The 22,961-nt window shown below is 62.9% G+C and carries 17 protein-coding genes; 8 read left to right on the top strand and 9 right to left on the bottom strand.

Going from position 1 to position 22,961, the window contains the following annotated elements:
- Positions 1 to 95: 95 nt before the first annotated feature.
- The 5 genes from ACSZPK_RS25360 (at position 96) to ACSZPK_RS25340 (ending at position 5,884) form a co-directional block, all read left to right on the top strand.
- Entirely contained in the window at positions 96 to 1,571 is a 1,476-nt protein-coding gene (locus ACSZPK_RS25360) for a sensor domain-containing diguanylate cyclase (RefSeq protein WP_437884403.1), read from the top strand.
- On the top strand, positions 1,550 to 1,768 hold the full coding sequence (locus ACSZPK_RS25355) for a cysteine-rich CWC family protein (RefSeq protein WP_437884394.1): 219 nt from the start codon (positions 1,550 to 1,552) through the stop codon (positions 1,766 to 1,768). Before ACSZPK_RS25360 ends, ACSZPK_RS25355 begins: the two co-directional genes overlap by 22 nt.
- Before the next feature lie 2 nt (positions 1,769 to 1,770).
- Positions 1,771 to 2,463 carry a 16S rRNA pseudouridine(516) synthase gene (locus ACSZPK_RS25350; protein WP_437884393.1) on the top strand — a complete coding sequence of 231 codons (693 nt, stop codon included), beginning with the start codon at positions 1,771 to 1,773 and terminating at the stop codon, positions 2,461 to 2,463.
- Between the two features lie 363 nt (positions 2,464 to 2,826).
- Positions 2,827 to 3,705, top strand: a complete 879-nt coding sequence (locus tag ACSZPK_RS25345) for an alpha/beta fold hydrolase (protein WP_437884392.1) — start codon at positions 2,827 to 2,829, stop codon at positions 3,703 to 3,705.
- 283 nt (positions 3,706 to 3,988) lie between these two features.
- Positions 3,989 to 5,884 (top strand): methyl-accepting chemotaxis protein, encoded by a 1,896-nt coding sequence (locus ACSZPK_RS25340; RefSeq protein ID WP_437884391.1) that lies wholly within the window; start codon positions 3,989 to 3,991, stop codon positions 5,882 to 5,884.
- A gap of 84 nt (positions 5,885 to 5,968) precedes the next feature.
- Here ACSZPK_RS25340 and ACSZPK_RS25335 read toward each other — a convergent pair whose 3' ends face one another.
- Genes ACSZPK_RS25335 through fepB form a run of 3 tightly spaced genes read right to left on the bottom strand, consistent with a single transcriptional unit; the run spans position 5,969 to position 8,910 of the window.
- Entirely contained in the window at positions 5,969 to 7,000 is a 1,032-nt protein-coding gene (locus tag ACSZPK_RS25335; protein ID WP_437884390.1) for a FecCD family ABC transporter permease, read from the bottom strand.
- Entirely contained in the window at positions 6,997 to 8,001 is a 1,005-nt protein-coding gene (locus ACSZPK_RS25330) for a FecCD family ABC transporter permease (protein ID WP_437884389.1), read from the bottom strand. Before ACSZPK_RS25330 ends, ACSZPK_RS25335 begins: the two co-directional genes overlap by 4 nt.
- 3 nt (positions 8,002 to 8,004) lie before the next feature.
- Positions 8,005 to 8,910, bottom strand: coding sequence for a Fe2+-enterobactin ABC transporter substrate-binding protein (gene fepB, locus ACSZPK_RS25325; protein ID WP_437884402.1), 906 nt, complete (start codon positions 8,908 to 8,910; stop codon positions 8,005 to 8,007).
- A gap of 96 nt (positions 8,911 to 9,006) precedes the next feature.
- Here fepB and ACSZPK_RS25320 point away from each other — a divergent pair, with 96 nt between their 5' ends.
- A complete protein-coding gene (locus tag ACSZPK_RS25320) occupies positions 9,007 to 9,810 on the top strand; it encodes an ABC transporter ATP-binding protein (RefSeq protein ID WP_437884388.1) in 804 nt (267 codons plus the stop codon).
- Positions 9,811 to 10,173: 363 nt separating this feature from the next.
- On the opposite strand, the gene ACSZPK_RS25315 is transcribed toward ACSZPK_RS25320, so the two are convergent.
- Positions 10,174 to 10,941: an IclR family transcriptional regulator gene (locus tag ACSZPK_RS25315; protein ID WP_437884387.1), complete on the bottom strand. Its 768-nt coding sequence runs from the start codon at positions 10,939 to 10,941 to the stop codon at positions 10,174 to 10,176.
- 240 nt (positions 10,942 to 11,181) lie between these two features.
- Between ACSZPK_RS25315 and ACSZPK_RS25310 the strand changes: the two genes are divergently transcribed.
- Positions 11,182 to 13,281 carry a TonB-dependent receptor gene (locus tag ACSZPK_RS25310; protein WP_437884386.1) on the top strand — a complete coding sequence of 700 codons (2,100 nt, stop codon included), beginning with the start codon at positions 11,182 to 11,184 and terminating at the stop codon, positions 13,279 to 13,281.
- Positions 13,282 to 13,525: 244 nt separating this feature from the next.
- The gene (locus tag ACSZPK_RS25305) at positions 13,526 to 14,836 is read left to right on the top strand and encodes an NtaA/DmoA family FMN-dependent monooxygenase (RefSeq protein ID WP_437884385.1); all 1,311 of its coding nucleotides are present in this window, start codon (positions 13,526 to 13,528) and stop codon (positions 14,834 to 14,836) included.
- 21 nt (positions 14,837 to 14,857) lie between these two features.
- Here ACSZPK_RS25305 and mgrA read toward each other — a convergent pair whose 3' ends face one another.
- From mgrA to ACSZPK_RS25280, 5 genes are all read right to left on the bottom strand, one after another.
- Complete coding sequence (gene mgrA / locus ACSZPK_RS25300) at positions 14,858 to 15,862, bottom strand: L-glyceraldehyde 3-phosphate reductase (protein ID WP_437884384.1); 1,005 nt, start codon at positions 15,860 to 15,862, stop codon at positions 14,858 to 14,860.
- Positions 15,859 to 16,917: an ABC transporter substrate-binding protein gene (locus ACSZPK_RS25295; RefSeq protein ID WP_437884383.1), complete on the bottom strand. Its 1,059-nt coding sequence runs from the start codon at positions 16,915 to 16,917 to the stop codon at positions 15,859 to 15,861. Before ACSZPK_RS25295 ends, mgrA begins: the two co-directional genes overlap by 4 nt.
- Positions 16,914 to 17,741, bottom strand: a complete 828-nt coding sequence (locus tag ACSZPK_RS25290; protein ID WP_437884382.1) for a TauD/TfdA family dioxygenase — start codon at positions 17,739 to 17,741, stop codon at positions 16,914 to 16,916. Before ACSZPK_RS25290 ends, ACSZPK_RS25295 begins: the two co-directional genes overlap by 4 nt.
- A gap of 59 nt (positions 17,742 to 17,800) precedes the next feature.
- Positions 17,801 to 19,999, bottom strand: coding sequence for a TonB-dependent receptor (locus ACSZPK_RS25285; protein ID WP_437884381.1), 2,199 nt, complete (start codon positions 19,997 to 19,999; stop codon positions 17,801 to 17,803).
- Positions 20,000 to 20,211: 212 nt separating this feature from the next.
- Positions 20,212 to 22,809 (bottom strand): beta-glucosidase, encoded by a 2,598-nt coding sequence (locus ACSZPK_RS25280; RefSeq protein WP_437884380.1) that lies wholly within the window; start codon positions 22,807 to 22,809, stop codon positions 20,212 to 20,214.
- Positions 22,810 to 22,961 lie beyond the last annotated feature (152 nt).

Here is a 22,961-nt window from a genome sequence, read left to right as displayed (position 1 = left end):
GTGCAGGCATCACCTTTCTGCCCGGATTAGCGGAAGGGCCGATGACGACGCCCTGCTGGCGCGCTAGCATGGCGTCCTCTTCGAAGGGCCCGACCATGCCGTTACGCACCACCCGCAAAGCGCAGATTTGCCTGTTGTTGATTCTACTGACCCTGCAGCTCGGCGGTTTTCTCGCCACCAGCCTGATCAGCTACCACGTCGCCCGCGACAACATCCGACAGAACATCGTCGATACCGAGCTACCGCTGACCTCCGACACCATCTATTCGGAAATCCAGAAGGACCTGATCCGCCCCACCATCATCTCCTCGATGATGTCGCGCGATACCTTCGTGCGCGACTGGGTGATGAGTGGCGAACAGGATGTCGGCCAGATGACCCGTTACCTGCGCGAGATACAGGAACATTACGCAGCCTTCACCAGCTTCTTCATCTCCGAGCAGACCCACGTCTATTACCAGGCCAAGGGCATCCTCAAGCACGTGGATCAACAGTCGCCACGCGACACCTGGTACTTTCGCGTGCGCGACATGCAGGAACCCTACGAGATCAACGTCGATGTCGACATGGCCAACCAGGACCGCCTGACCTTCTTCATCAACTACAAGGTGTTCGATTACGAGCATCGCTTCATCGGCGCGACCGGCGTGGGCCTGACCGTAGACTCCGTGATCAAGTTGATCGACGACTACCAGCAGCGCTACGAAAGAAATGTCTACTTCGTCGATACCAACGGCAACGTGGTGCTGACCGGCTCCAAGGGTGGCCCGCAGGGTGCCCATGCGGGCCTGGCACTCAAGGAAATCCAGGGCCTGAAATCGATTCAGGAAAGCCTGTCGCACAACCATGGCGGGCGGTTCACCTATCGTGAGCAGGGACGCGGGCATTTTCTCAATGTGCGCTTCATACCCGAGCTGAACTGGTACCTGTTCGTCGACAAGCATGAGGAAAGTGCCCTCGCCGAAGCGCGGCAGACGCTCTACCTCAACCTGATCACCTGCCTGGTGGTCAGTTTCCTAGTCCTGGTCCTGGTCTACCTGTCGATGCGCCGCTATCACCAGCACATCGAGGCTCTGGCCACCACCGATACCCTGACCGAGCTGCCCAACCGCCGCGGCTTCAACATGCTCGCCACCCAAGCCCTGAACGAAGCCAAGCGCGACCAGTTGCCACTCAGTGCCCTGCTGATCGACCTCGATCATTTCAAGGTACTCAACGATACTCATGGGCACCTCGCCGGCGACGAAGTCCTGCGCGGCTTCGCCCAGGCCCTGCAGAGAGACTTGCGCCAGTCCGACATCATCTGCCGCTGGGGTGGCGAGGAGTTCATCCTACTGCTCAAGGGCAACGACGCCCAGGAAGCCCGCCACTTGGCCGAGAAGATTCGCCAGAGCGTCGAAAAGGCCCGCTTCGCCTTCAACGGCACGCAGTTGAGCATCACGACCAGCATCGGCCTGAGCGAACTGCGCCCCAGCGACAATCTCGACCGCCTGATCGGCCGTGCCGACCGCGCGCTGTACCGGGCCAAGCAGTCCGGACGCAACCGGGTATGCGAAGACCATACGCAATGACCGACACTCGCCACTGCCCGCTCTGCGGCGCCCTCAACACGTGCGCCCAGTCTGACCAGGACGAGCCAGTGGATGACTGCTGGTGCTTTCACACCACGGTCGCCTCGCAGTCGTTGCAAGCCTTATTGCCTGAAGACCTTGACCGCAGTTGCCTATGCCCACGCTGCGCCAAAGCCAGCGAGCGGAACGGCGAGTAGCCATGCGCCTTGATCGTCTTCTCGGCAACCTGCCCCAACTCAATCGGAGCGCCGCACGCCGGCTGATCGCCGAAGGCCGGGTGCGGGTCGACGGCCTGGCAGTTCGTGACGGCACGTTCGCGGTTCGCGATTTCAGCCGTGTAGAAGTGGATGATGCCGTCGTTCAGCCGGGCAGGACCGCGCGCTATTTCATGCTCAACAAGCCAACCGGCGTGGTCAGTGCGACCGAACATCCCGAACACCGAACGGTACTCGACCTGCTGGAACAGGCCGACCGCCCGGACCTGCATATCGCCGGACGCCTGGACCTGACCACCACCGGCTTGCTGATCCTGACCAACGATGGTTTGTGGTCGCGGCGCCTGACCGAACCTCGCAGCCGGCTGGGCAAGGTCTATCGCGTGCGTACCGAGCAACCGATCCTGCCCGAATACGTGGAAACCTTCGCCCAGGGCATGTACTTCGCCTACGAAGACCTCACGACCCTGCCAGCCGAACTGCAGATTCTCGACAGTCACGAGGCCCTGCTGACCCTGCACGAGGGCCGTTACCACCAAGTCAAGCGCATGTTCGGCCATTTTCGCAACAAGGTCACCGGCCTGCATCGTGAGCGCATGGGCCCCTTGCAACTCGACCCTGACCTTGCCAGCGGCGACTATCGTCCACTGCACGTGGAAGAGATCGCCCAAGTCTGAATACGGCGGTCTGACGGACGGTTGGGCGAAGTCGCGTAGATGACTTGCGACGGTAACAGTACCCTGCTTGAATGATTTCCAGGCCAGGATGTGACTCGAAGGCCTCGACATTATTCTAAGAACCTTTTTTCGATCGACGGTGTCTGCCCCCAGACTGGGCACCCTGTCCGCAACCCACGCCCAGCCTGGTGCTTGCGAGTCCGCGATCCGAAAACACCGCCAGACAACGACAAGAGTCGGCAGCCAGCATTAGCCGACACAGGCACTTATTTTCTTCCGGGTTTATGCCTACTGACCTGAGTCTCGTGCAGTCGCGAGGAAAGTGGCTGTGCGTCCGTTTCACCGAAAGCCAGGGGCTTTGCTATGAAACCAGAAATCGCTGTGCTGGATATCCAGGGGCAATACCGCGTTTACACGGAGTTTTACCGCGCTGAAAGCGCCGAGCACACCATCATTCTGGTCAATGGTTCTCTGTCGACGACGACCTCGTTTTCGCAAACCGTCCGCTACTTGCTGCGCCACATGAACGTGGTGCTGTTCGACCTGCCCTACGCCGGGCAATCGCGCGAGCACAACGATCATTCGCGCCTGATGAGCCGCGACGAAGAAGCCGACATCCTGAACGCGCTGATCGAGCACTTCGCCTGTGATCAGGTCATGTCCTTTTCCTGGGGCGGCATCGCTACCCTGCAAGCGCTCGCCCGCAAGCCGCGCGGGGTGACCAAGGCCATCATCGCCTCCTTCTCACCGATCACCAACGAACCGATGCAGGCCTATCTGCAGCGGGCGGTGGAAGTCCTGAGCACCTGTGATCGCGACAACATCGGGTCGGTCCTCAACAACACCATAGGCTCGCACCTGCCATCGCTGCTCAAGCGCTACAACGACCGCCACCTGGGTACTCTCGAAGATTACGAATACTTCCAGATGAGTCACCACGTGCAGACGGTACTGAACATGGAAGGCCGCTCCTGCACCAGTTATGCCGAGGAAATCGACATCCCGCTGCTGTTCGTCAACGGTGAGCAGGATGCCTACACCACCCCGGACGACGCGCGCTTGTTCGCACGCCACGTGCAGCGCTGCGACTTCCGGGTGATTCCGCAGGCGGGCCATTTCCTCGACATGGAGAACCGCACAGCCTGGATGCAGACCCGCGACGCACTGCTGGCATTCCTGATCCCACCAGTGGCCAGCCCCTCGCGCAGCACGGTTCAGGTTGGCCAGGCCATAGCGGTCTGAGCCTGTTCCCCACCCCGGCGCGGCGCCCCTCCGCGCCGGGTGTTTTGTTGCGCCGGTGATCGGAGAAGAGTGACGCGCCACACCACAGACTGCATTCTCGCGCCCGCTATTCTTCGTCTCTTTCTCCGCAATCGATCACTTAGTGCTGACCTGATGCTTGCCGCCCATACTATTGAGGCAAAATGCCGACTGATCGACATTAAAGCTCACGACCATCCCTGCCGACATAACACTGCAAGACCGCCCTGAAGTGCGGCCCAGACGCCTTCGCTTGAAAGAGACCATGATGAAAAACCTGCCGTTCAGTTACAAAATCCTGCTGGCTGCGACCCTGGTGGTCGCTGTCGCCTTCGCCCTCTTCAGCCTGTACAACGACAGCCGCCAAAGCGCCAGTATCCAGCAAGACCTGCAGGCCAACCTGAGCCAGGCCAGCAACGCGGCGGCTGGTAACATCGAAAGCTGGCTGTCAGGGCGCATCCTGCTGGTCGAAAGCATGGCGCAGAACCTCGAGCTGGCCATCGCCCAGGGCAACCTGCAGGCGGTTATTTCACGTCCGGTGTACAAGGACGCATTCCTCTCCACCTACATCGGCCAGGAGAGTGACGGACGCTTCCTTGCCAGTCCACCGGCGCAGATGGCACCGGACTATGATCCGCGCAAGCGCCCCTGGTATCAGGACACCACCCGCGCCAACCGCACCATTCTCACCGCGCCGTACCTCGACCAGATCAGCAACTCCCTGGTGATTTCGTCCAGCGCACCGGTACGCGGCAGCGATGGCAAGCTGTTTGGCGTCGCTGGCGGCGATGTCAGCCTGGATACCCTGGTGAAAATCATCAACTCGGTACACCTGGGCGACCTTGGCTATGCCTTCCTGGTCAACAAGGACGGCACCATCCTGGTCCACCCGAAGGCCGAGCGGGTGATGAAGAACCTGCACGATCTCTACCCGAACACCAGCATTGAGCTCGACGGCACACTCAAGGAGATCGAGCAGGATGGCCGCCAGCGCCTGCTGACCTTCGCCCCGGTCAAGGGCTTGCCGGATGCCGAGTGGTACGTCGGCCTGTCCATCGACAAAGACCTGGCCTACGCCGACCTCGCCGACTTCCGCTGGTCCGCCGCCATCGCCACGCTGATTGCCGTGGCGCTGATCATCGCCCTGCTCAGTGTGTTGATCCGCGTGCTGATGCAACCGCTGACCGCCATGGGCAAGGCCATGGAAGACATCGCCCAGGGCGAAGGCGACCTGACCAAGCGCCTGACCGTACACAGCAACGACGAATTCGGCACCCTGGCCAACTCGTTCAACCGCTTCGTCGAACGTATCCATGCCTCGATCCGCGAAGTGTCCTCGGCCACCACCCAGGTCCATGAAGTGGCGCAACTGGTGGTCAACGCCTCCAACTCGTCGATGAGCAACTCCGACGAGCAGGCCAGCCGTACCAACAGCGTGGCCGCTGCGATCAACGAACTGGGGGCCGCCGCCCAGGAAATCGCCCGCAACGCCGCCGATGCCTCGGCCCAGGCTTCCGACGCCCGGCATCAGGCCGAAGATGGCGGCAAGGTGGTGCAGCAGGCGATCCAGTCGATGAGCGAGCTGTCGGGCAGGGTCAGCGACGCCTGCACCAAGATCGAGATGCTCGCCAATAAAACGGTCGACATCGGCCAGATCCTCGAAGTGATCAAGAGCATTTCCCAGCAGACCAACCTGCTCGCCCTCAACGCAGCCATCGAGGCCGCCCGCGCCGGCGAAGCGGGACGCGGCTTCGCCGTGGTCGCCGACGAGGTACGCAACCTGGCGCATCGCACCCAGGAATCGGCCCAGGAAATCGAGAAGATGATCGAGGAACTGCAGGTCGGCTCCCGCGAGTCGGTCACCACCATGACCGAGAGCCAACGCTACAGCGAAGAAAGCGTGGTCGTCGCCAACCAGGCCGGCGAGCGCCTGGACAGTGTCACCACGCGTATCGGCGAGATCGACGGCATGAACCAGTCGGTGGCCACCGCCACCGAGGAACAGACATCGGTGATCGAAGCCCTGAACATGGACATCATCGAAATCAACACCCTCAACCAGGAAGGCGTGGAAAACCTCCATGCCACCCTGCGCGCCTGCGGCGACCTGGAGCGCCAGGCCGTGCGGCTGAAGCAATTGGTGGATAGCTTCCGGATCTAATTGTCATTCGATAAAAGCGCCGGAAGGCTGAAAGCTGGACGAAAAAGCTACTTCGTCAAGCCTTCCGGCGCTCTTCGTTTTTCGTCAAATCCGCCGATTGCGCCCCAGCAACCAGAGCAGATAGACACCACCAAGAATGCCGGTGGCCAAACCGATTGGCAGGTTGAGCTGCCACGGAAAACGCTGGCTGGCCAGGTCCGCGCCCAGCAGCAGGACAGCGCCCATCAGCGCAGCAGAGGCCAGCGGCACACCTGACGCGGCCGTCAACCGCCGAGCCAGTTGCGGCGCGGCCAGGGCGATGAACGCGATTGGCCCGGCGGCAGCCGTGGCGATGGCCGTCATGCCGACCGCAGTCATCACCATCAACAGCCGCGATGACTCGACGTCGACACCGAGCTGACTGGCCGTGTCGTCGCCCATCTCCAGAATATCCATGCGCCGGGCATGATGGATCGCCAGCGGTACGATCAGTAGCAAACCAAGCGCAGCCGGAAGCACATGGGACCAGGTGCGGGTATTCAGTGAACCAGCCAACCACAGTTGCGCGCTCATGGCCTGGTCGAGATCGCCCATCACCAACAGTACGGTGTTGAGCCCGGACAGCATCGCGCCAACGCCAATACCGACCAGTACCAGCCGATATCCGCCGCTGGCGCTGCCCTTGAGCGCCAGCAAGTAGACCAGCACTGCCGTGCAAACACCCGCCGCCAACGCCGCCATGGACGTCGCCAAAGGGCCGGCATCGCAGAGGATGATCTGTACGATGGCGCCACTCGCCGCTCCGGTGGTGAAGCCAATGATGTCCGGCGAGCCGAGGGCGTTGCGCGAGATCGACTGGAAGATCGAACCGGCCATGCCCAGGGCGGCGCCAACCAGCATTGCGGTTAGCACCCGTGGCACGCGTACGCGCTGGATGATGCGCTGCGCCGTCGGATTGTCGCCGCTGCCCAGCAGGCTGCTCGCCACCTCGCCGGGGGTGAAGGGCAAGGTGCCGGTGCCGAGCAACAGCACGCCCAGCAGCAGCGCAACCGTCGCCAGGATCAGGCACACCAATAGAACACGCGGCCGAAAGAGTACGGAGCCACCCCTCAGGCGTATCACCTTTGTCGTATTCATAAGGCTCGCAAGCGAAAGCGCCGTACCACGAGAATGAAGAACGGCCCGCCGAGCAACAGGGCGATGACTCCGGCGGCGACTTCTGCCGGGCTGGCGAGCAGTCGCCCGAGGATGTCGGCACCAAGCAGCAGCACCGCCGCGAACAGTGCTGCGTACGGTAGACCCCATCGGTAATCCGGACCGACCAGCATGCGCGCCACGTGCGGCGCGACCAGGCCGACGAAAGCGATGGGGCCCGCGCCGGCAGTGGCTGCGCCAGCCAGCAGCATCACCGCCACGCAGGCCAGGAACCAGGTCATGCGCACGTTGGCGCCGAGCGCGCGGCCGAGGTCGTTGCCCAGGGCCAGGGCATTGAGCTGGCCGACGATCGACAGCACCACGATACCGCCCAGCACGACGGCGACCGCCAGCACACCGGCCGCCTCGAAGCCGCTGCGCTCGATGGACCCGGCCGCCCAGTTGCGAAATTGGTCGAGTACGTCCGTGGGCGCATTGAGGATGAGGATGCCGGTGATCGATGCCAGCACCACCGACAGTCCCGCGCCGGCCAGCACCAGGCGAACCGGATTGGTGCCGGTCTCATGGGCCTGACCGAGCACGAATACAGCGGCGCCAGCCAGCCCGGCGCCAATGAAGGCGAACCACACATAGTCGATCACCGTCACCGGGGCCAGCAATACCGCACCGATGATCACCGCCAGCGCCGCACCGGCGTTGATCCCCAGCAGGCCCGGCTCGGCCAGCGGGTTGCGCGTGACCGCCTGCATGACCGCGCCAGCCAGGCCAAGCGCAAGCCCTGCGAGTACCGCCACAAGGGTACGCGGCACGCGCAGCTCGCGGATGACCAGGTGCAGATCGTCGTGACGGTCGTAGCTGACCAACGCCTGCCACACCGCCACCGGTGCGATGGCGCGCGAACCGACCATCAGGCTGAGCACCAGCATCGCCATCAGCAGTACCAAGCCGCCGAGCAGCCCCGACCAGCGTTTGCGTGCGTTCATGTATCAGCGCAAATGCCGGGCCACGCTATCGATCATCTGCCGTCCGGAGTAGTAATCGATGCGGAACGAGGTGATGCCAAGCGGGTAGACGCGCGCGTTGATTACTGCCGGCAAGTTGGCCAGCAGAGGATCAGCGAGGAACGCCTGCACATCGCCATCGCTGCCGCCGAGCAGGAACACGCTGTCGCCGGTGATTGCCGCCGATAGGTTTTCATGGGAGATGAACGCCACTTCCGAGGAGCGCTTGACCTGCGGCTCCAGCGCCTCCGGCAAGCCGACCACCTTGAAGCCAAGGGCACCCAGCAAGCGCGCTTGCGGACCTTGCAGGCGACTCACCGAATAACTGCCCGCGATGTTGTAGCCGACGATGGTCACCGCTGTCTGCGGCGGCTTGATACTCGACGCGGCCTGCGCCGCGTAACGGTCGAAACGTTCGATGGCGGACTCGGCCTGGGCCTGCAAGCCGGTCGCCTCGCCCAGCTGGCGCGCCAGCTCTTGCCAGCTGTGCTTGGAATAATCCACCACCAGGGTCTTGATGCCCTGGGCCTCGAGTTCGTCGCGGTGGGCGATGACGCTGTCGGCGCCGGTGGCCGAGATCACCAGCAGGTCCGGGTCCTGGGCGATCACCGCCTCGATGTCGAACTTCAGGTTGCCATACAGCACCTGCACGCCACGCTGGTCGGCGACCTGTGCCCATTGAGTAAAGAAGCCCTTGGCATCGGACAGCTTGCTCGGCGTGGTCGCGGCGCTGGCCACCAGCGGCGCGTCCATGGCCAGGAGAATGCCGGTCAGGCTCGGTGAGGTGGATACGATGCGCTCGGGCTTGGCGGCGGATGCGCAGAATGGCATGGCCAGCACGCACAGCGCAGCGATTGCCGTGGAGATCAGGGAGCGTCTTTTCATCGTCAGGGTTCGGGTCGGGCAAGCAGGAAAAGGTTTTCCATATTGCGGAATTAATTCTGCAACTTCAATATTGATTCTCAATTCGAACATCAGGATATCCGCATGACGCATCGCCTACACGCCGATGCGGTGACGCTGCGCTACGACGCACGCACCATTTCCCGGGACCTTTGCGTCACCATCGGCGACGGCTCGTTCACCGTCATCGTCGGCCCCAACGCCTGTGGCAAGTCCACCCTGCTACGGGCGCTGTCACGCTTGCTGGCGCCCGCTTCCGGCCAGGTCGTGCTCGATGGCGTGCCGATTGGCCAGTTACCGGCGCGGGAGGTGGCGCGACGCCTCGGCCTTTTGCCGCAAAGCGCCATCGCCCCGGACGGCATCAGCGTGGCTGACCTGGTCGCCCGTGGTCGTTATCCGCATCAATCGTTCCTGCGCCAGTGGTCGCGCGAGGACGAACGTGCGGTGGCCGAAGCGATGCGTGCGGCGCAGGTCGAAGAACTGGCCGAGCGCATGCTCGACGAACTGTCCGGAGGCCAGCGCCAGCGGGTGTGGATCGCCATGGTGCTAGCCCAGGAAACGCCGATCCTGTTGCTCGACGAACCGACCACCTTCCTCGACATCGCCCATCAGTATGAATTGCTCGACCTCCTCGCCGACCTGAACGCGCAAGGCCGCACCATCGTCGCCGTACTGCACGACCTCAACCAGGCCTGCCGCTACGCCTCGCACATCATCGCGATGAAGGACGGCGCCATCGTCGGCCAGGGCATGCCCCAGGCGATCTTCACCGAACAGTTGGTCGAAGAAGTATTCGGCATCGGCGCGCTGGTCATCGCCGACCCGGTCACCGGCACACCGTTGATCGTGCCCAAGGGAGGCAAGACGAAGAAGACGCTGGAGGCTTGAGTCTGGACGACAAGCATGCCGCGCCGCTCTTGCATCCAGCCGCCAGCGCTCTTGCTCGAACGCGAAGCCCGTTTTGCTCGAAAAGGCCGACAGCCGACTAGGGTCTGTTGCCGTTTCGGCGCAAGCCGCGTTGTCGCGAGAAATAGCCCCCGGTTAGGCGCAGGACGCAGGCAATGGTCGTTCCCTTACCAAGTCCTGCAACGACAGCGGGGGTTATTTCTCGCACAACCCGTAGGGCCGGGCCAGTTTTTACACGATGCAGCGTTACTCGATGGCTCATTTAGCCCACTAAACTTCGCATCTCGCGCCTCGCCTCGTGTAAAAACTGGCTCCGGCGCGGTCGCGACGAAACGGCAACAGACCCTAGGTTTGTGTCCAGCCAACGCCGCCGGTCGACTGATTGACCAGCGCCGCCGCATGGAACAGCGCCTTGCGCTCTTCCGGCGACTTCAACTGGCCGAGGTCAGTCACCGTGGTCACCACACAGACGATCTCGCCCTGGGCGTCGAACACCGGCGCGGCCTGGCCGGTGACGTTGGACAGCAGGTGGCTGGTCATCTCGCTCCAGCGGCTGCGCCGCACCTCGTCGAGTACCGCCTTGCTCGGCGGCGTGCCACGAAAATGCGCGGGCTGCGACTTGCGCGCCGCGTCGATCCGCGACTTGGGCAAAAAAGCCTGGAACACCAAGCCACACGAGGTGTTGTCGATCGGCAGGATATCGCCAAGGGCCAACGGGTTGATCGAGAAGTAGGCGCTGCGGTACCAGCGCACCAGGGTCGGCCCGCGGTCGGTCCAGATCGCCACCCCGCCGCTGGCGGCATTCTGCAAGGCCAACTGCTTCATGTACTGGGCGGCGACTTCCACCGCATCGACCCGCTTCAGTGCCGCGATGCCGATGTTCAGCGCCGCCGGACCGAGGTCATAGAGCCCGCTGGCCGGGTCCTGCTTGGCCAGCCCCTCCTTGACCAGGCTCTGCAGGTAGCGATGGGCACTGGAGGCACCGGTCTCGGTGCGTCGCGCCACTTCGCCAAGGGCGAGTTCGCTTTCCGCATTGGCCAATACCTGCAGAAAACGCGTGGCGATGGCGACCGACTGAATGGTCCCCGAGCGCTTCTCCGCTGCCGTGTCCATGGCGTCCTCTTCCGGGCGGTTTTTCCTCAACGGGTTCTCCTCACCACTGTCGCGTGACTGTTCATTGTTCGAGCGTGCTGCGCCGTCTGTTGCAGCGCGGCGCCCATGATAACGACTTTCCAGCGTATCGAAATGCAAACACGAATTACCACAATGCAGAATGAATTCCTTATTGAGGAATTTTGCCGCCACCTGTAACCTTCTTATGCCAACGATGATCATTCTCATTTGGAGCGAATCTTGAAGTATTACTCGCAGTTCACATTCACCCGTGGCTTCAGCGTCCTGAGCCTGTCGACGCTGCTTGGCGCAACCGCCGTGATGGCCGACGAAAGTACGTCGAATACCAAGGAAGTCCTCACCTTCGAACCCATCATGGTCACCGGGGAAAAGATCGAGCGCGACCTGAAGGACACGGCCGCCGCCGTCTCGGTCAAGAGCGGCAAGGACATCGACAAGGAAAAGACCGGCAACGCCTCGGTCCAGGAAGTGATCACCGACGTCCCCAACGTCCTCTACACCAACTCGATCAGCGCACCGATCATCCGTGGCCAGGACACCCAGGGCCCGCACAACGGCGCCACGGTGTTCTGGGGCGGCACCGTGCCCCGGGCGACGATCAACCTCGACGGTCACTACCTGAACTACCACGAGGTCTACTACGGCGCGACCTCGGTCTGGGACCTGGACAACATCGAGATATTCCGTGGCCCGCAGACCACCTCCCAGGGCGCCAACGCCATCGCCGGGGCGATCATCGTCAAGACCAAGGACCCGACCTTCACCCCCGAAGGCGCCTACCAGGCGGAAATCGGCAACTACAATTCGCGGCGCTACTCCGTTGCCGCCTCCGGCCCGCTGGTGGGCGAGGACTTGGCCGGGCGTTTCACCGTCGACTACTCCTCGCGCGACACCTTCATCGACTACACCAGCCCGACCTTCAGCAAAGGCAAGTCCGACGACCAGTTCCGCGCCCTGAACCTGCGCGGCAAGCTGCTCTGGCTGCCCAGCGACATCGAAGGCCTGGAAACCAAGCTCACCCTGTCCCACGCCGAGTACAACCGCCCCAGCCAGGAGTCGGCAAGCGCGTCATACAGTGACCTGGAGCACATCGGCGGGACCATGCCGTCGTGGAAGCAGAACGCCGACAGCGCCGTGCTGGATATCAGCTACGCGCTCAGCGATGAACTCAAGCTGTTCAACCAGACCCAGTACTCCGAGTCTCATGTGAAGCGCTACATCGGCGGTACCGCAGGCGGCAATGCCGATATCCAGCAGGACAACGCCTCCAACGAGACCCGCCTGAGCTTCGGCGACGCCCAGAGCACGTTCAGCGGCATGGGCGGCGTGTATGTGGCCAAGACCAGCTCCGACGAAATCCTCTGGATGACTGTCGGTAACTCGTCATTCGATGACACTAAGGAGAATTTCGGCCTGTTCGGCGAAACCAACTATCGCCTGACTGACCGCTGGACCCTGGGCACCGGCCTGCGGTACCAGCAGGACAAGGTCGACCGCCAGGGCACCTCGGCCTATGCCAGTACCCCGGTCGACTACCAGGAGACCTTCTCCGAGATTCTGCCGAAAGTGTCCCTGGCCTTCGCCGTGACCCCCGACTGGACGGTTGGCGGCATGATCAGCAAGGGCTATAACCCGGGCGGTGTTTCGCTCAATACCAGCGCACGCTCCTGGCAGTACTTCGACAAGGAAACGGTGTGGAACTACGAGCTGTTCAGCCGTGCCAGCCTGCTCGACAATCGCCTGCAACTCAGCGGCAACCTGTTCTACATGAAGCACAAGGATGCTCAGTACAGCATCCCCGTGGTGCTCACCTCGGGCGTGACCAACACCTACACCATCAACGCGGAAAAAGCCCACGCCTACGGTATCGAGCTGAGCGCCGACTACCAGCTTCTCGATAACCTCAGGCTCAAGGCCAGCGCCGGCACCCTGCGCACGCGCATCGACAAGATCGCCTCCAACAACGCCTACCAAGGCAATGATTTCGCCAAGTCGCCCGGCTACAACCTGAGCTTCGGCCCGAGCTGGGATGTCACCGACCGCTGGAACCTGTCGATGCAGGTGCGTTACACCGATGGCTACTATTCCGACGTGGCCAATACCAAGTCCTATGCCGTGGATTCCTATACCCTCACCGACTTGCGCACCAGCTATCGCTTCAGCAAACAGGTAGAGGTGTACGGCTACGTGAAGAACCTGTTCGACGACCGCTCGCCGACTTATTTCCAGGCGTCCCGGACAGCCAGCGGTACCACGTTCGACGAAGCCAGCATGACGTCGCCACGGATGTTCGGCGTGGGCGTCAAGGGTTCGTTCTAGCTTCACTGATCGTTCCCACGCACTGCGTGGGAATGATCAAATTGAGGCAGGAGCGGACGTCATTACCCGGTGTGTTTAGCCGTCACTCCCGCGAAGGCGGGAGCCCAGATACAAAGGCGCTTCTGGATTCCCGCCTGCGCGGGAATGACGAGGATATAAACCGATCATCGGACAAGTGTCCGCCCCTGCCTCAAAACGGCCGCTGACCGACCATCACTAAAATAACCAGGAGACCCTAACCGGCATGCCCCAGCGCAAGCGACTCCATATCGGCCTGTCACTGGCCCCCACCTGGCTCAGCGGCGACGCCTGGCGCCGCGCCAACAGCAATATCGAAGGCATCTTCACCGCCGACTTCGCCGTCGACCTGGCCAGGCGTGCAGAAGCCGCCCACCTCGATTTCGTGTTTCGCCCGGACGTCAGCTACCTGGCCGCCGAGATGCTCGAGACCGGCTCCGGTTTCGCCAGCCTCGACCCGAACATCCTGCTCGCCGCCGTGGCCCGCGAGACCTCTCACATCGGCCTGGTCTCGACCATTTCCACGACGTTCTATCCACCTTACGTCGTCGCGCGCCAGTTGCAGTCGCTGAACTGGATCAGCAACGGGCGGATCGGCTGGAACATCGTCACCGCCCTGCAAGGCCACGAGAATTTCGGCCACGAGCGGATGCCCAGCGCCGAAGAACGCTACGCCCGCGCCGCCGAGTTCACCCACCTGGTGCATGAGCTGTGGGCCAGCTTCCCCCATGAGGCGCTGAAGATCGACCGCGCCAAAGGGCGCTACGCCGACACTCGCCTGATCAAGCCGGTGGACCATGTCGGCGATTACCTCAAGGTCAAAGGACCGTTGAGCGTGCCAGCCTACCCCGGCACCCGGATTCCGCTGATCCAGGCCGGAGCCTCGGAGTCCGGCCGCGACTTCGCCGCCTCGGTCGCCGACCTGGTCTTCGCGCCGGCGCCAGATATCGAAGCAGCCCTTGAGCTGCGCCGCGACCTGCACGCCCGCGCCCAACGTCATGGCCGCAAGCCCGAGGACATTCGCCTGCTGCCGGGCTTCAGCCTGTTCCTCGCCGACACCCGCGAACAGGCGCGCGAGATGTTCATGGACACCCATGTCCGCCTGGACCGTCCACGCAAATTCGCGTCGATCAAGGAAATGATCGGCCTCGACCTCAGCGAGTGGCCGCAAGACCGCCCGATCACCCAGGCCGATCTGCCGCCGCCACCGGAGTTGCCGCACACCGGCAGCCGCACGCACACCAACATGCTCAGGCGCCTGCTGGAGCGTGAGTCGCTGACAGTCGGGCAGTTGCTGCTACGGCCGGAAGTGGTTTCGGCGGCGCACTGGCAGGTGATCGGTACGGTCGAGGATGCCGTGCAGCAAATCGCTCATTGGGCGGATGCCGGCGCCATCGACGGCTTCATCGCCGCGCCGGGTGGCGCGGTGGAGTCCATCGACCTGTTTCTGGAAGGCGTGGTGCTAAGGCTGGTCGAGGAAGGCTTGCTGCGCGCGGAGTATTCCGGGACGACCTTCGCTCATCATTTGATGGATTGATCGTTCCCATGCTCCGCGTCATCAAACCCCACGCAACGCCTCCAGCTCTGCCTCGGAAAAATCCAGTCGCTGCAACGCCTGCAGATTCTCCTGCAACTGCTCCGCCCGGCTCACGCCGACCAGCACCGAGGTGATGCGGGCATCGCGCAGCAGCCAGGACAGCGCCAACTGCGATAACGACTGCCCACGGCTGGCAGCGACCGTAGCGAATCTGCCGATGCGCGCATGCAGCTCCGCACTCAGGCTGCCTTCTGCCAGGTAACGGCTGCCACGTCCGATGCGCGAGTCCTCGGGCACACCGGCGCTGTATTTGCCTGACAACAGCCCCTGAGCCAACGGCGAATAGGTCACCACCCCGGCGCCTCGCCCATGGGCTTGTTCCAACACGCCGTTGTTTTCAATGTCACGGTTGAGCAGGTTGTATATCGGCTGCTGCAAGGTCAGCGGCACCTGGCGTTGCGCCAGCAACTCGGCGATGCGCGCGGCCTGCTCGGCGGAGTAGGACGAGATGCCGACGTACAACGCCTTGCCCTGGCGCACCACGCTGGCCAGGGCGTCGGCGGTTTCTTCCAATGGCGTATCGGGGTCGAAGCGGTGCGAATAGAAAATATCGACGTAGTCCAAGCCAAGCCTGAGCAGGCTCTGGTCGAGGCTGGCGAGCAGGTACTTGCGCGAGCTGCCACCCTGACCGTAAGGCCCTGGCCACATATCCCATCCCGCCTTGGTCGAGATGATCAATTCATCGCGATGGGCGCCGAAGTCCTGGCGCAGCAGTTGGCCAAGGTTGCGCTCGGCACTGCCATAGGGCACGCCGTAGTTGTTGGCCAGGTCGAAGTGGGTGATGCCATTGTCGAAGGCCGTATGCAGGATCGCCCGCTGGCGCGAGAGCGGCGTGTCATCGCCGAAGTTATGCCAGAGGCCCAGGGATAATGGCGGCAGCACCAGGCCGCTATGACCGGCGCGGCGATATTCACGCCCATCGTAACGGCGCGGGTCGGCGACGTAGATCGGTTGTGGCTGGCTCATTGCACGCTCCAACGGTAACGGTCGCTGGCTTGCCAGGCGTTGCTCAAACCAGTCTGGTCCAGAGCCTGTTGCAGGATGTCCGGGGCGATCCACTGGTCCACATCGATGGGCGCGCGGATCAGCCGGGCGTCCTGGGCCTGTTTCACGTCCTTGCGCAGGATGCCGACGTAATACGGGTCTAGCAGCGGCGAATAGATGAAACGCAGGTCGCCGCCACGCAGGCTCTCGGTCAGCACGTCGACCGGGTAGGCCGACTGCTCGGCGCTCAGCTCGATCTGCGCCTGGCGGTTTTCTTCTTGCGACAACCAGTCCAGGGCCTGGGCCACTGCGCCAGCCAGGCGCACGGTCGCTTGCGGGTGGGCGTCGATGAAGGCCTGGGTCACCAGCAGACCGCCCTGCCCCGCACCCTTGCCTTCCAGCTGTTGGCTGCCCAGCGGAATCTCGATCAGGCCTTTGTTCTTCAGCGCGAATAAACGCGCCGGCGCCCAGCTGGCATCGATCTGCTTCGCTGCCAGGGCACCGTTGACCGCGTTGAAGTCGAGGTTGATGACCTTGACGTCACGCTCGCTCAGGCCAGCGCTGGCCAGCACATCGATCAGCGCCAGGTGGTCGGCGGTGCCGCGCAGGATGCCGATGCGCTTGCCCTTGAGGTCTTCGATACGCTGGATGCCCGAGCCTGGAATCACCCCGAGGTAACCGTTGATACCGCGCCCGGTGGCGATTACCAGGCGCGTGTGCACGCCATTGGCCCGGCCGATGATCGACGCCAGGTCGCCAAGGAACGCCGCGTCGAGTTGGCCATTGGACATCGCCTCGTTGATGATCGGCCCGGCGCCCTTGAAGAAGCGCCATTGCACCTTCACACCCTCGGCGGCGAGCGCGTCTTCGAGCAGATGACGCGAATGCAGCACATCGACCACCGGACCGCCGCTGACCTTGGAACCGGCGCTCAGATCGGGCGCGGCAATGCGCAGCGTGATGTCCGCAGCCTGGGTGAACGTGGCGCTCGCCAGCAACGGCAGGGCAAACAGCAGCTTCGACAGGGTTCGTTTCATACCGGTCTTGCCTCTTCGAGCACGGCCGCACGGCGTACACGCCGTCGCGCAGGGAAATAGTCGGCAACCGCCAGATGTTGGGTACTGCGGTTGTCCCAGATGGCCACGGTGTTCTGCTTCCAGCCCCAGCGCATCTGGAACTCGGGAATCTGCAGGTGTTGCAGCAATAACGCCAGCAGATGCTCGGATTCCAGTGACGACAGCCCGCAGATATGCGAGGTGAAGGCGCGGTTGACGTAGATCGACTTGCGCCCGGAAACCGGATGCGTGCGGATCACCGGATGGCGCGTGGGCGGCGGCATCAGCTCGCGCGAGCGCTGGAGGCGCGCACGGCTGTCCTCGTCGTCATCGACATTGCTGGCATTCTCGAAACTGTGCATGGCACTGAGGGCGTCGAACACGACCTTGAGCGGTTCGGACAAGGCGCGATAGGCCGCCTCGGTATCGACCCAAAGCGTATCGCCGCCCAACGGCGGAATTTCCTCGGCATAGAGGATGCCGTACTTCAGCGGCCGCTCGGCGAACGTCACGTCGGCGTGCCAGGTATCGTTGGCGCCCTTGCGCTTGGCGTCGTAGGCGAACACCACCAGCTCGCGAACTTCCGGGTCGGCGTTGAATACCGGGTGTACGTGCAGGTCGCCCAGGCGCTCGGCGAAATGTTTCTGCTGTTCGGCGCTCCAGTGCTGGTCTTCGAAAAACACCACCTTGTGCTCGACGATAGCGGCCTCGATCCGTGCCAGCGTCGCGTCGTCCACGTCGGCCAGGTCGACGCCGCCGATGCGGGCGCCAAGCAAAGGATGAACAGGGTCAATCTTCACGCTCATGATGTCGCTCCAGGCGAAGGTGCCCCGGCCAATCATGCTGACTGCGGGGCACTGGGATTTCAGAAGTCCTTGCGTACCTGCACGCCGAAGTAGCGCTCGTCGTCACGCGGCACCAGGCGGCTGGTACTCGTGCCGCTGCCCAGCGAAGGCGAATAGGATTTGTCCGTGAGGTTCTTGGCCAACAGCGCCACACGCCAGCCCTGGTTGTAGTCGGCCAGGGCCACGCTGGCATTCCAGATACCGAAGGCGCCCTGCTTGGTCGATTCGGTCTGGTCGATGTTGTATTGCACTTCGCTCTGCCAGTTGTAGTCGGTGCTCAGTTCCACGTCCCAGCCATTGCCCAGCGGGATGCTGTAGTCAGCGCGCACATAGCTTTTCCAGTCCGGGGTGAACGGCAGCGGCTTGCCGTTGACGTTGCAGTTGGCCGCCGAGCCGGACGGGCAGGCGAATTCATCGATACGCGCATGGGTATAGGCCAGGGCGCCGGACAGTTTCAACTGACGCGTCACCTGCAGGGCATAGTCGAGCTCCACGCCTTTGCTGCTGACCGTGCCGGCGTTGACCAGGCGGGTGATCACCGAAGTACCGAGCACGTCGTAGACGTTGGCCTGGTAGTCGTCGTAGGTGGAATGGAACACGGCCAGGTTGGCGGTCAGACGGTTGTTCCAGGCGGTGCTTTTCAGACCGATCTCATAGGTGTCGGAGGTTTCCGGATCGAGCGGTTCGAGATCGGCCGCCTGCATATTGAAGTAGACGTTATAGGCCGGGCCCTTGTAGCCGCGCGAATAGGTCACGTAGCTACTGAGGTTGTCGTTGATGTCGTACTGCAGGCCCAGGCGACCGGAGACACCGGAGTCCTGGTGCGATCCGCTGCTGGCATAGGACGGACGAATCGCGTTGACCGCAGTGGCGGACGTGGAAACGCGGCGATGGTCGTACTCGATCTGGTCGAGGGTCCAGCGCAGGCCGAAAATCGCCCGCAGGTCGCTGCGCAGGTTGAAGGTGCTTTCGCCGAATACCGCGTAGCTGTCGTTGGTCGAGCTGTAGTCGGCGCGAGCGTTGGTCGCCACGGAACTGTTCACGCTCAGGCGGCGATAGACCTCCTCCGACTTGCCGTGGAACAGGTAAGTGCCCAGCACGTATTCGGCGAATTGGCCCTTGGGCGACGCCAGGCGCAGCTCCTGGCTGTACTGGTTGAAGTCGACCGTGCCCTTGTCGTGCAGGGCGGTGCGCGGCAAGTCGGCGAGGTTGTCGTTGTCCTGGTACTGGGTGTTGTCCCAGCCACGCCAGGCGGTGATCGAGGTCAGGGTGTAGTCCGCCAGCGACCAGTCGGCTTGCAGCGACAGGCCCTTGTTGGTGTCCTCGACGTAGGTCTTGTAGTCGCTGTTGATCTTACGGTTGTGGTCGCTCAGAACGATGCCGATATTCGAGGCCACATTGGCATTGGTGGTGCCGGTCAGGGTCGAGACGTTGCTGTTCTCACCGTCGCTGTAGTCGCCGATCAGGGTCAGCTTGAGGGCGTCGTTCGGCTCGAACTGCAGCTTGCCGCGTACGCCCTTGCGGTCGTAGCCGTTGACGTCGTGGCCGTTGGCGATGTTCTCGACATTGCCGTCGTACTTGCCGAGCGAAGTGATCAGCGAGCCCTTCAGGGTGTCGGTCAGGCGCCCGCCGATACCGAAGCGCAGGCGATTTTCGTTGCCGCCGCCGAAGTGCGAATAATCGACGTAACCGTGGGTCTCGTCCGAAATATCGCGGCTGGTGATGTTGAGCACGCCTGCCGAGGCGTTCTTGCCGAACAGCGTGCCTTGCGGCCCGCGCAGCACTTCGATGCGGTCGACGTCGAGCAGGTCCAGGGTCGACTGGCCGGGACGGGCGTAGACCACACCGTCGATCACCGTCGCCACACTGGGTTCGACCCCCGGCGAGGTGGAGATGGTGCCGATACCACGCACGAACAACGAGCTGTCCTTGTTCGACGCGCTGGTGCGGTAGTTCAGCGTGGGAATCTCCTGGACGATGCTGGAGATACTGGCGCGGCCTTCGCGCTCCAGTTGTTCGCCATCGACCACGGTCACCGCGACCGGCACCTTCTGCAGCGACTCTTCGCGACGGGTAGCGGTCACCGTGACGGTCTTCAGCGCGGGCGCGGCCTGGGTGCCGGCATCATCCACGTTATCGACAGTGGCCGCCTGGACAGCGGGCACGCACAACAGGCCAAGCATCGCCCCACGGTGCAGGGCGTTGGTTACAGATTTCATCGATCCGATCCTTTATGGGTTTAGGCAGCTTGCTTCCCGTGATCGGGTCAGATGGAGGCTGGCAACGCAGTGGCATGAGCGGGATGCATTGTCCCGCGGCGCCATTTTTAGCCATGCAGGGCGCGCACGTAAAAGCCGAAAATCTCATGCGAGTCATGCATGGCAGGTCTGGGTTGAAAAAGGCTCCCTCCGGGAGAGGGATGGGCGACCCGCTAAAGCACCTCCACATTCGCCTTGAGCGGCAGATCCACGGACGAATCCCCTGCTCCGATCAGATAACGCCCCGGCAGCACGTGCCATTGCCCACTCGCCCCCTCGAAGGTGGAAAACGCTCGCTGATCCAGTTCGAACACCACCTCGCGGCTCTCCCCCGCTTGCAGATAAACGCTGTCGAACGCCTTCAACAAGGGGGTTGGCACCTGCGCCGCCAGCGGATAGCGCAGATACACCTGCGGCACGACGGTGCCGGCGCGCTTGCCGGTGTTGCTCACGCGCAGGCGGACCTGTAGCGCGGGCAGGCCTTTGAAGGTGCCGTCGCTTGCCGGTGCGCCCGCCTCGAAACGCGTGCGGGACAGGCGCAGGTCGCTGTAGGCGAAGGTGCTGTAGGACAAGCCATAACCGAACGGATAAGCCGCTTTCGGCGCGCCGTCACGATTGTGGTGGCGGTAGCCGGTGGCGAGTCCTTCGGGGTACAGGGTCACGCCCGCGACACCGGGGAAACGAGTGATCGCCGAAGTGGCCAGATCCTGTTCTCGCTCAGGAAAGGAAACCGGCAAGCGCCCACCCGGATCGACCTCGCCGAGCAGCACCCGGGCAATCGCCGCACCGCCTCGGGTACCGCCATACCAGGCTTCGAGCAGTGCCGGCACCTGGTCGCGCCAGGGCAGGCTCACCGCGCTGCCGCTGGCCAATACCACCACGGTGCGCGGGTTGGCGGCGGCGACCGCACGGATCAGGCGTTCCTGATCGTTGGGCAGCGACAGGCCGGGTCGGTCGTTGGCTTCGCTGGCCAGATCACGCACCACCACTACCGCCACGTCCGCCTGCTTCGCCGCCGCGACCGCAGCCTGCATGCGCGGATCGAGAGAATGCTCGGGAGCAAGCAAACCGACCTTCAGGTGCCCCTTGCCCTGATGGGGCTCGAAGGTGAGCTCGATACGATGCGCCCCCACCGCCAGGTTAAGCGAGCGCTGCACGCGTTCATCTGTTTGGCTGTCGAGCATCAACTGCGTTTCGCCGTCGATGCGCAAGCGGCCGATACCCGCGCCGACCAGATCGAAGCCATAGTCGCCCTCGCTATCGACCTGCAATTGGCCCTGCCATTGCACCTTTCGCACGTTCTCCGGTGGTGCTTGCAGACTGGCGACGCTCGACAGGGCGATGTCTTCGAAACCCCGTACCGGGGTGAAGCATAGGCAAGCATCGATACGGCTCAGCAGCGTGCCCTGCCTTTGCTCATACCGCGCCGTCAGCCCTGGCGTGCCGCTGGCGTCGGCTTGCAGCATGGCCGATGACAAGGGTGGATAACCCGGCGCGGTCGAAACCATGGAAATATCGTCGATGCCCGGCTCGAACAGGATGCGAGTGTGCGGTAAACGCTCGCGCAGTGCCTTCAGCACGGTGTCCTTGCCGGCCGGTGCCGGATTGGCCGGCCCTCCAGCGGTGCGTACATCTGCGGCCGCAGCGCCGATCAGCGCCAGACTGCCGATGCCGTTGTCCAGCGGCAGCAAGCCAGCGTCATTCTTCAACAACACGATGCTCTGCTCAGCCACGCGCTGGGCCTGCTCGGCATGGGCTGACAGGTCGGTGGAGGTACGTTGCGGCAGATTGTCGAAGATGCCGTAGCGCATCATCGTCTGCAGGATGTGCAACACCGCGGCGTCAACCGCCGCCTCGGGGAAACTGCCGTCATGTACCGCCGCGATCAGGCGCTTGCCGAACTGCGATTCCTCGCGGAACTCCTGGTCCACGCCAATACGTAGCGCATCCATGCCATGCACCGCGCCGGCATCGGTGCGCACGATGCCGGTGAATCCCCATTTGCCGCGCAGCAGATCCTGGATCAGCCAGCGATCATCGCAGGCGTGGGTACCGTTGATCTTGTTGTAGGCGCACATGACCATCGCCACCTGGGCGTCTTGCACCACGTCCTGGAATGGCGCCAGGTAGAGTTCGTTGAGCGTGCGCGCATCGATCCGCGCATCCACGCTCAGGCGATCCTGTTCCACGGTATTGACCGCGAAGTGCTTGGCGTCGGCCAGCACGCCTTGGGTCTGCACGCCCTGTACATAGGCAGTGGCCATGGCGGAGACCAGCACCGGATCTTCGCCATAGGATTCGTGGGCACGACCGTGGCGCGGGTCACGCAGCACATCCACGTTCGGCCCATGGATCACGCCATAGCCCAGGTCATGCGTCTCACGACCAATCACCTCGCCATAGGCATGCGCCAACGAGCGGGAAAAGGTTGCAGCAAGGGCTACCGAAGCGGGCATTTGGGTCACGTCGCGGCTGCCGATCATCAGACCGTTCGGCGCGTCGCCCTGGGTCATGTCAGGAATGCCCAGGCGCGGATTGCCCTTCACGTAGACCTGCCAACGCTCATCGCCCCGCACCTTACTGCCGTAGCCGTAGAGCAGGGCGGACTTCTCTTCCAACGTCATCGCGGCGAGCAACAGACGGGCTCGTTCAGCAGCAGGCAGTGTTCGATTCAACCAGGGTTTGGCATCGGCAAAAGCGCTCGTCACGGAGACGGCCAGCAGCAATACAGCGGTCGTTCTGATCAGCCGACGGCCAGGTGTGAGTCTCATGCGGTTATCTCCTCGGAACACAATCGACGACGGGAGATATGGTTATAAAAAATCAGTATGAATACTAAAAAGTTATTACTGTAGCCTCTCCCCGCTCGGGTCCGGTTTATAGCCAGCGCGCTCCCGCCTTGAGAAACGCATTGTCTGCATAC

The organism is Pseudomonas sp. LRF_L74, from assembly GCF_965644255.1.
In the GTDB taxonomy this organism is placed as follows: Bacteria; Pseudomonadota; Gammaproteobacteria; order Pseudomonadales; family Pseudomonadaceae; genus Aquipseudomonas.
This window is presented reverse-complemented; position numbering and strand designations above follow the sequence as displayed.

Excerpts from the sequence above, each read along its gene's own strand:
- ACSZPK_RS25360 (WP_437884403.1), top strand. The coding sequence starts at position 96 with ATGCCGTTACGCACCACCCGCAAAGCGCAGATTTGCCTGTTGTTGATT.
- ACSZPK_RS25355 (WP_437884394.1), top strand. The coding sequence starts at position 1,550 with ATGCGAAGACCATACGCAATGACCGACACTCGCCACTGCCCGCTCTGC.
- ACSZPK_RS25350 (WP_437884393.1), top strand. The coding sequence starts at position 1,771 with ATGCGCCTTGATCGTCTTCTCGGCAACCTGCCCCAACTCAATCGGAGC.
- ACSZPK_RS25345 (WP_437884392.1), top strand. The coding sequence starts at position 2,827 with ATGAAACCAGAAATCGCTGTGCTGGATATCCAGGGGCAATACCGCGTT.
- ACSZPK_RS25340 (WP_437884391.1), top strand. The coding sequence starts at position 3,989 with ATGATGAAAAACCTGCCGTTCAGTTACAAAATCCTGCTGGCTGCGACC.
- ACSZPK_RS25335 (WP_437884390.1), bottom strand. The coding sequence starts at position 7,000 with ATGAATACGACAAAGGTGATACGCCTGAGGGGTGGCTCCGTACTCTTT.
- ACSZPK_RS25330 (WP_437884389.1), bottom strand. The coding sequence starts at position 8,001 with ATGAACGCACGCAAACGCTGGTCGGGGCTGCTCGGCGGCTTGGTACTG.
- ACSZPK_RS25320 (WP_437884388.1), top strand. The coding sequence starts at position 9,007 with ATGACGCATCGCCTACACGCCGATGCGGTGACGCTGCGCTACGACGCA.
- ACSZPK_RS25315 (WP_437884387.1), bottom strand. The coding sequence starts at position 10,941 with ATGGACACGGCAGCGGAGAAGCGCTCGGGGACCATTCAGTCGGTCGCC.
- ACSZPK_RS25305 (WP_437884385.1), top strand. The coding sequence starts at position 13,526 with ATGCCCCAGCGCAAGCGACTCCATATCGGCCTGTCACTGGCCCCCACC.
- mgrA (WP_437884384.1), bottom strand. The coding sequence starts at position 15,862 with ATGAGCCAGCCACAACCGATCTACGTCGCCGACCCGCGCCGTTACGAT.
- ACSZPK_RS25295 (WP_437884383.1), bottom strand. The coding sequence starts at position 16,917 with ATGAAACGAACCCTGTCGAAGCTGCTGTTTGCCCTGCCGTTGCTGGCG.
- ACSZPK_RS25290 (WP_437884382.1), bottom strand. The coding sequence starts at position 17,741 with ATGAGCGTGAAGATTGACCCTGTTCATCCTTTGCTTGGCGCCCGCATC.
- ACSZPK_RS25285 (WP_437884381.1), bottom strand. The coding sequence starts at position 19,999 with ATGAAATCTGTAACCAACGCCCTGCACCGTGGGGCGATGCTTGGCCTG.
- ACSZPK_RS25280 (WP_437884380.1), bottom strand. The coding sequence starts at position 22,809 with ATGAGACTCACACCTGGCCGTCGGCTGATCAGAACGACCGCTGTATTG.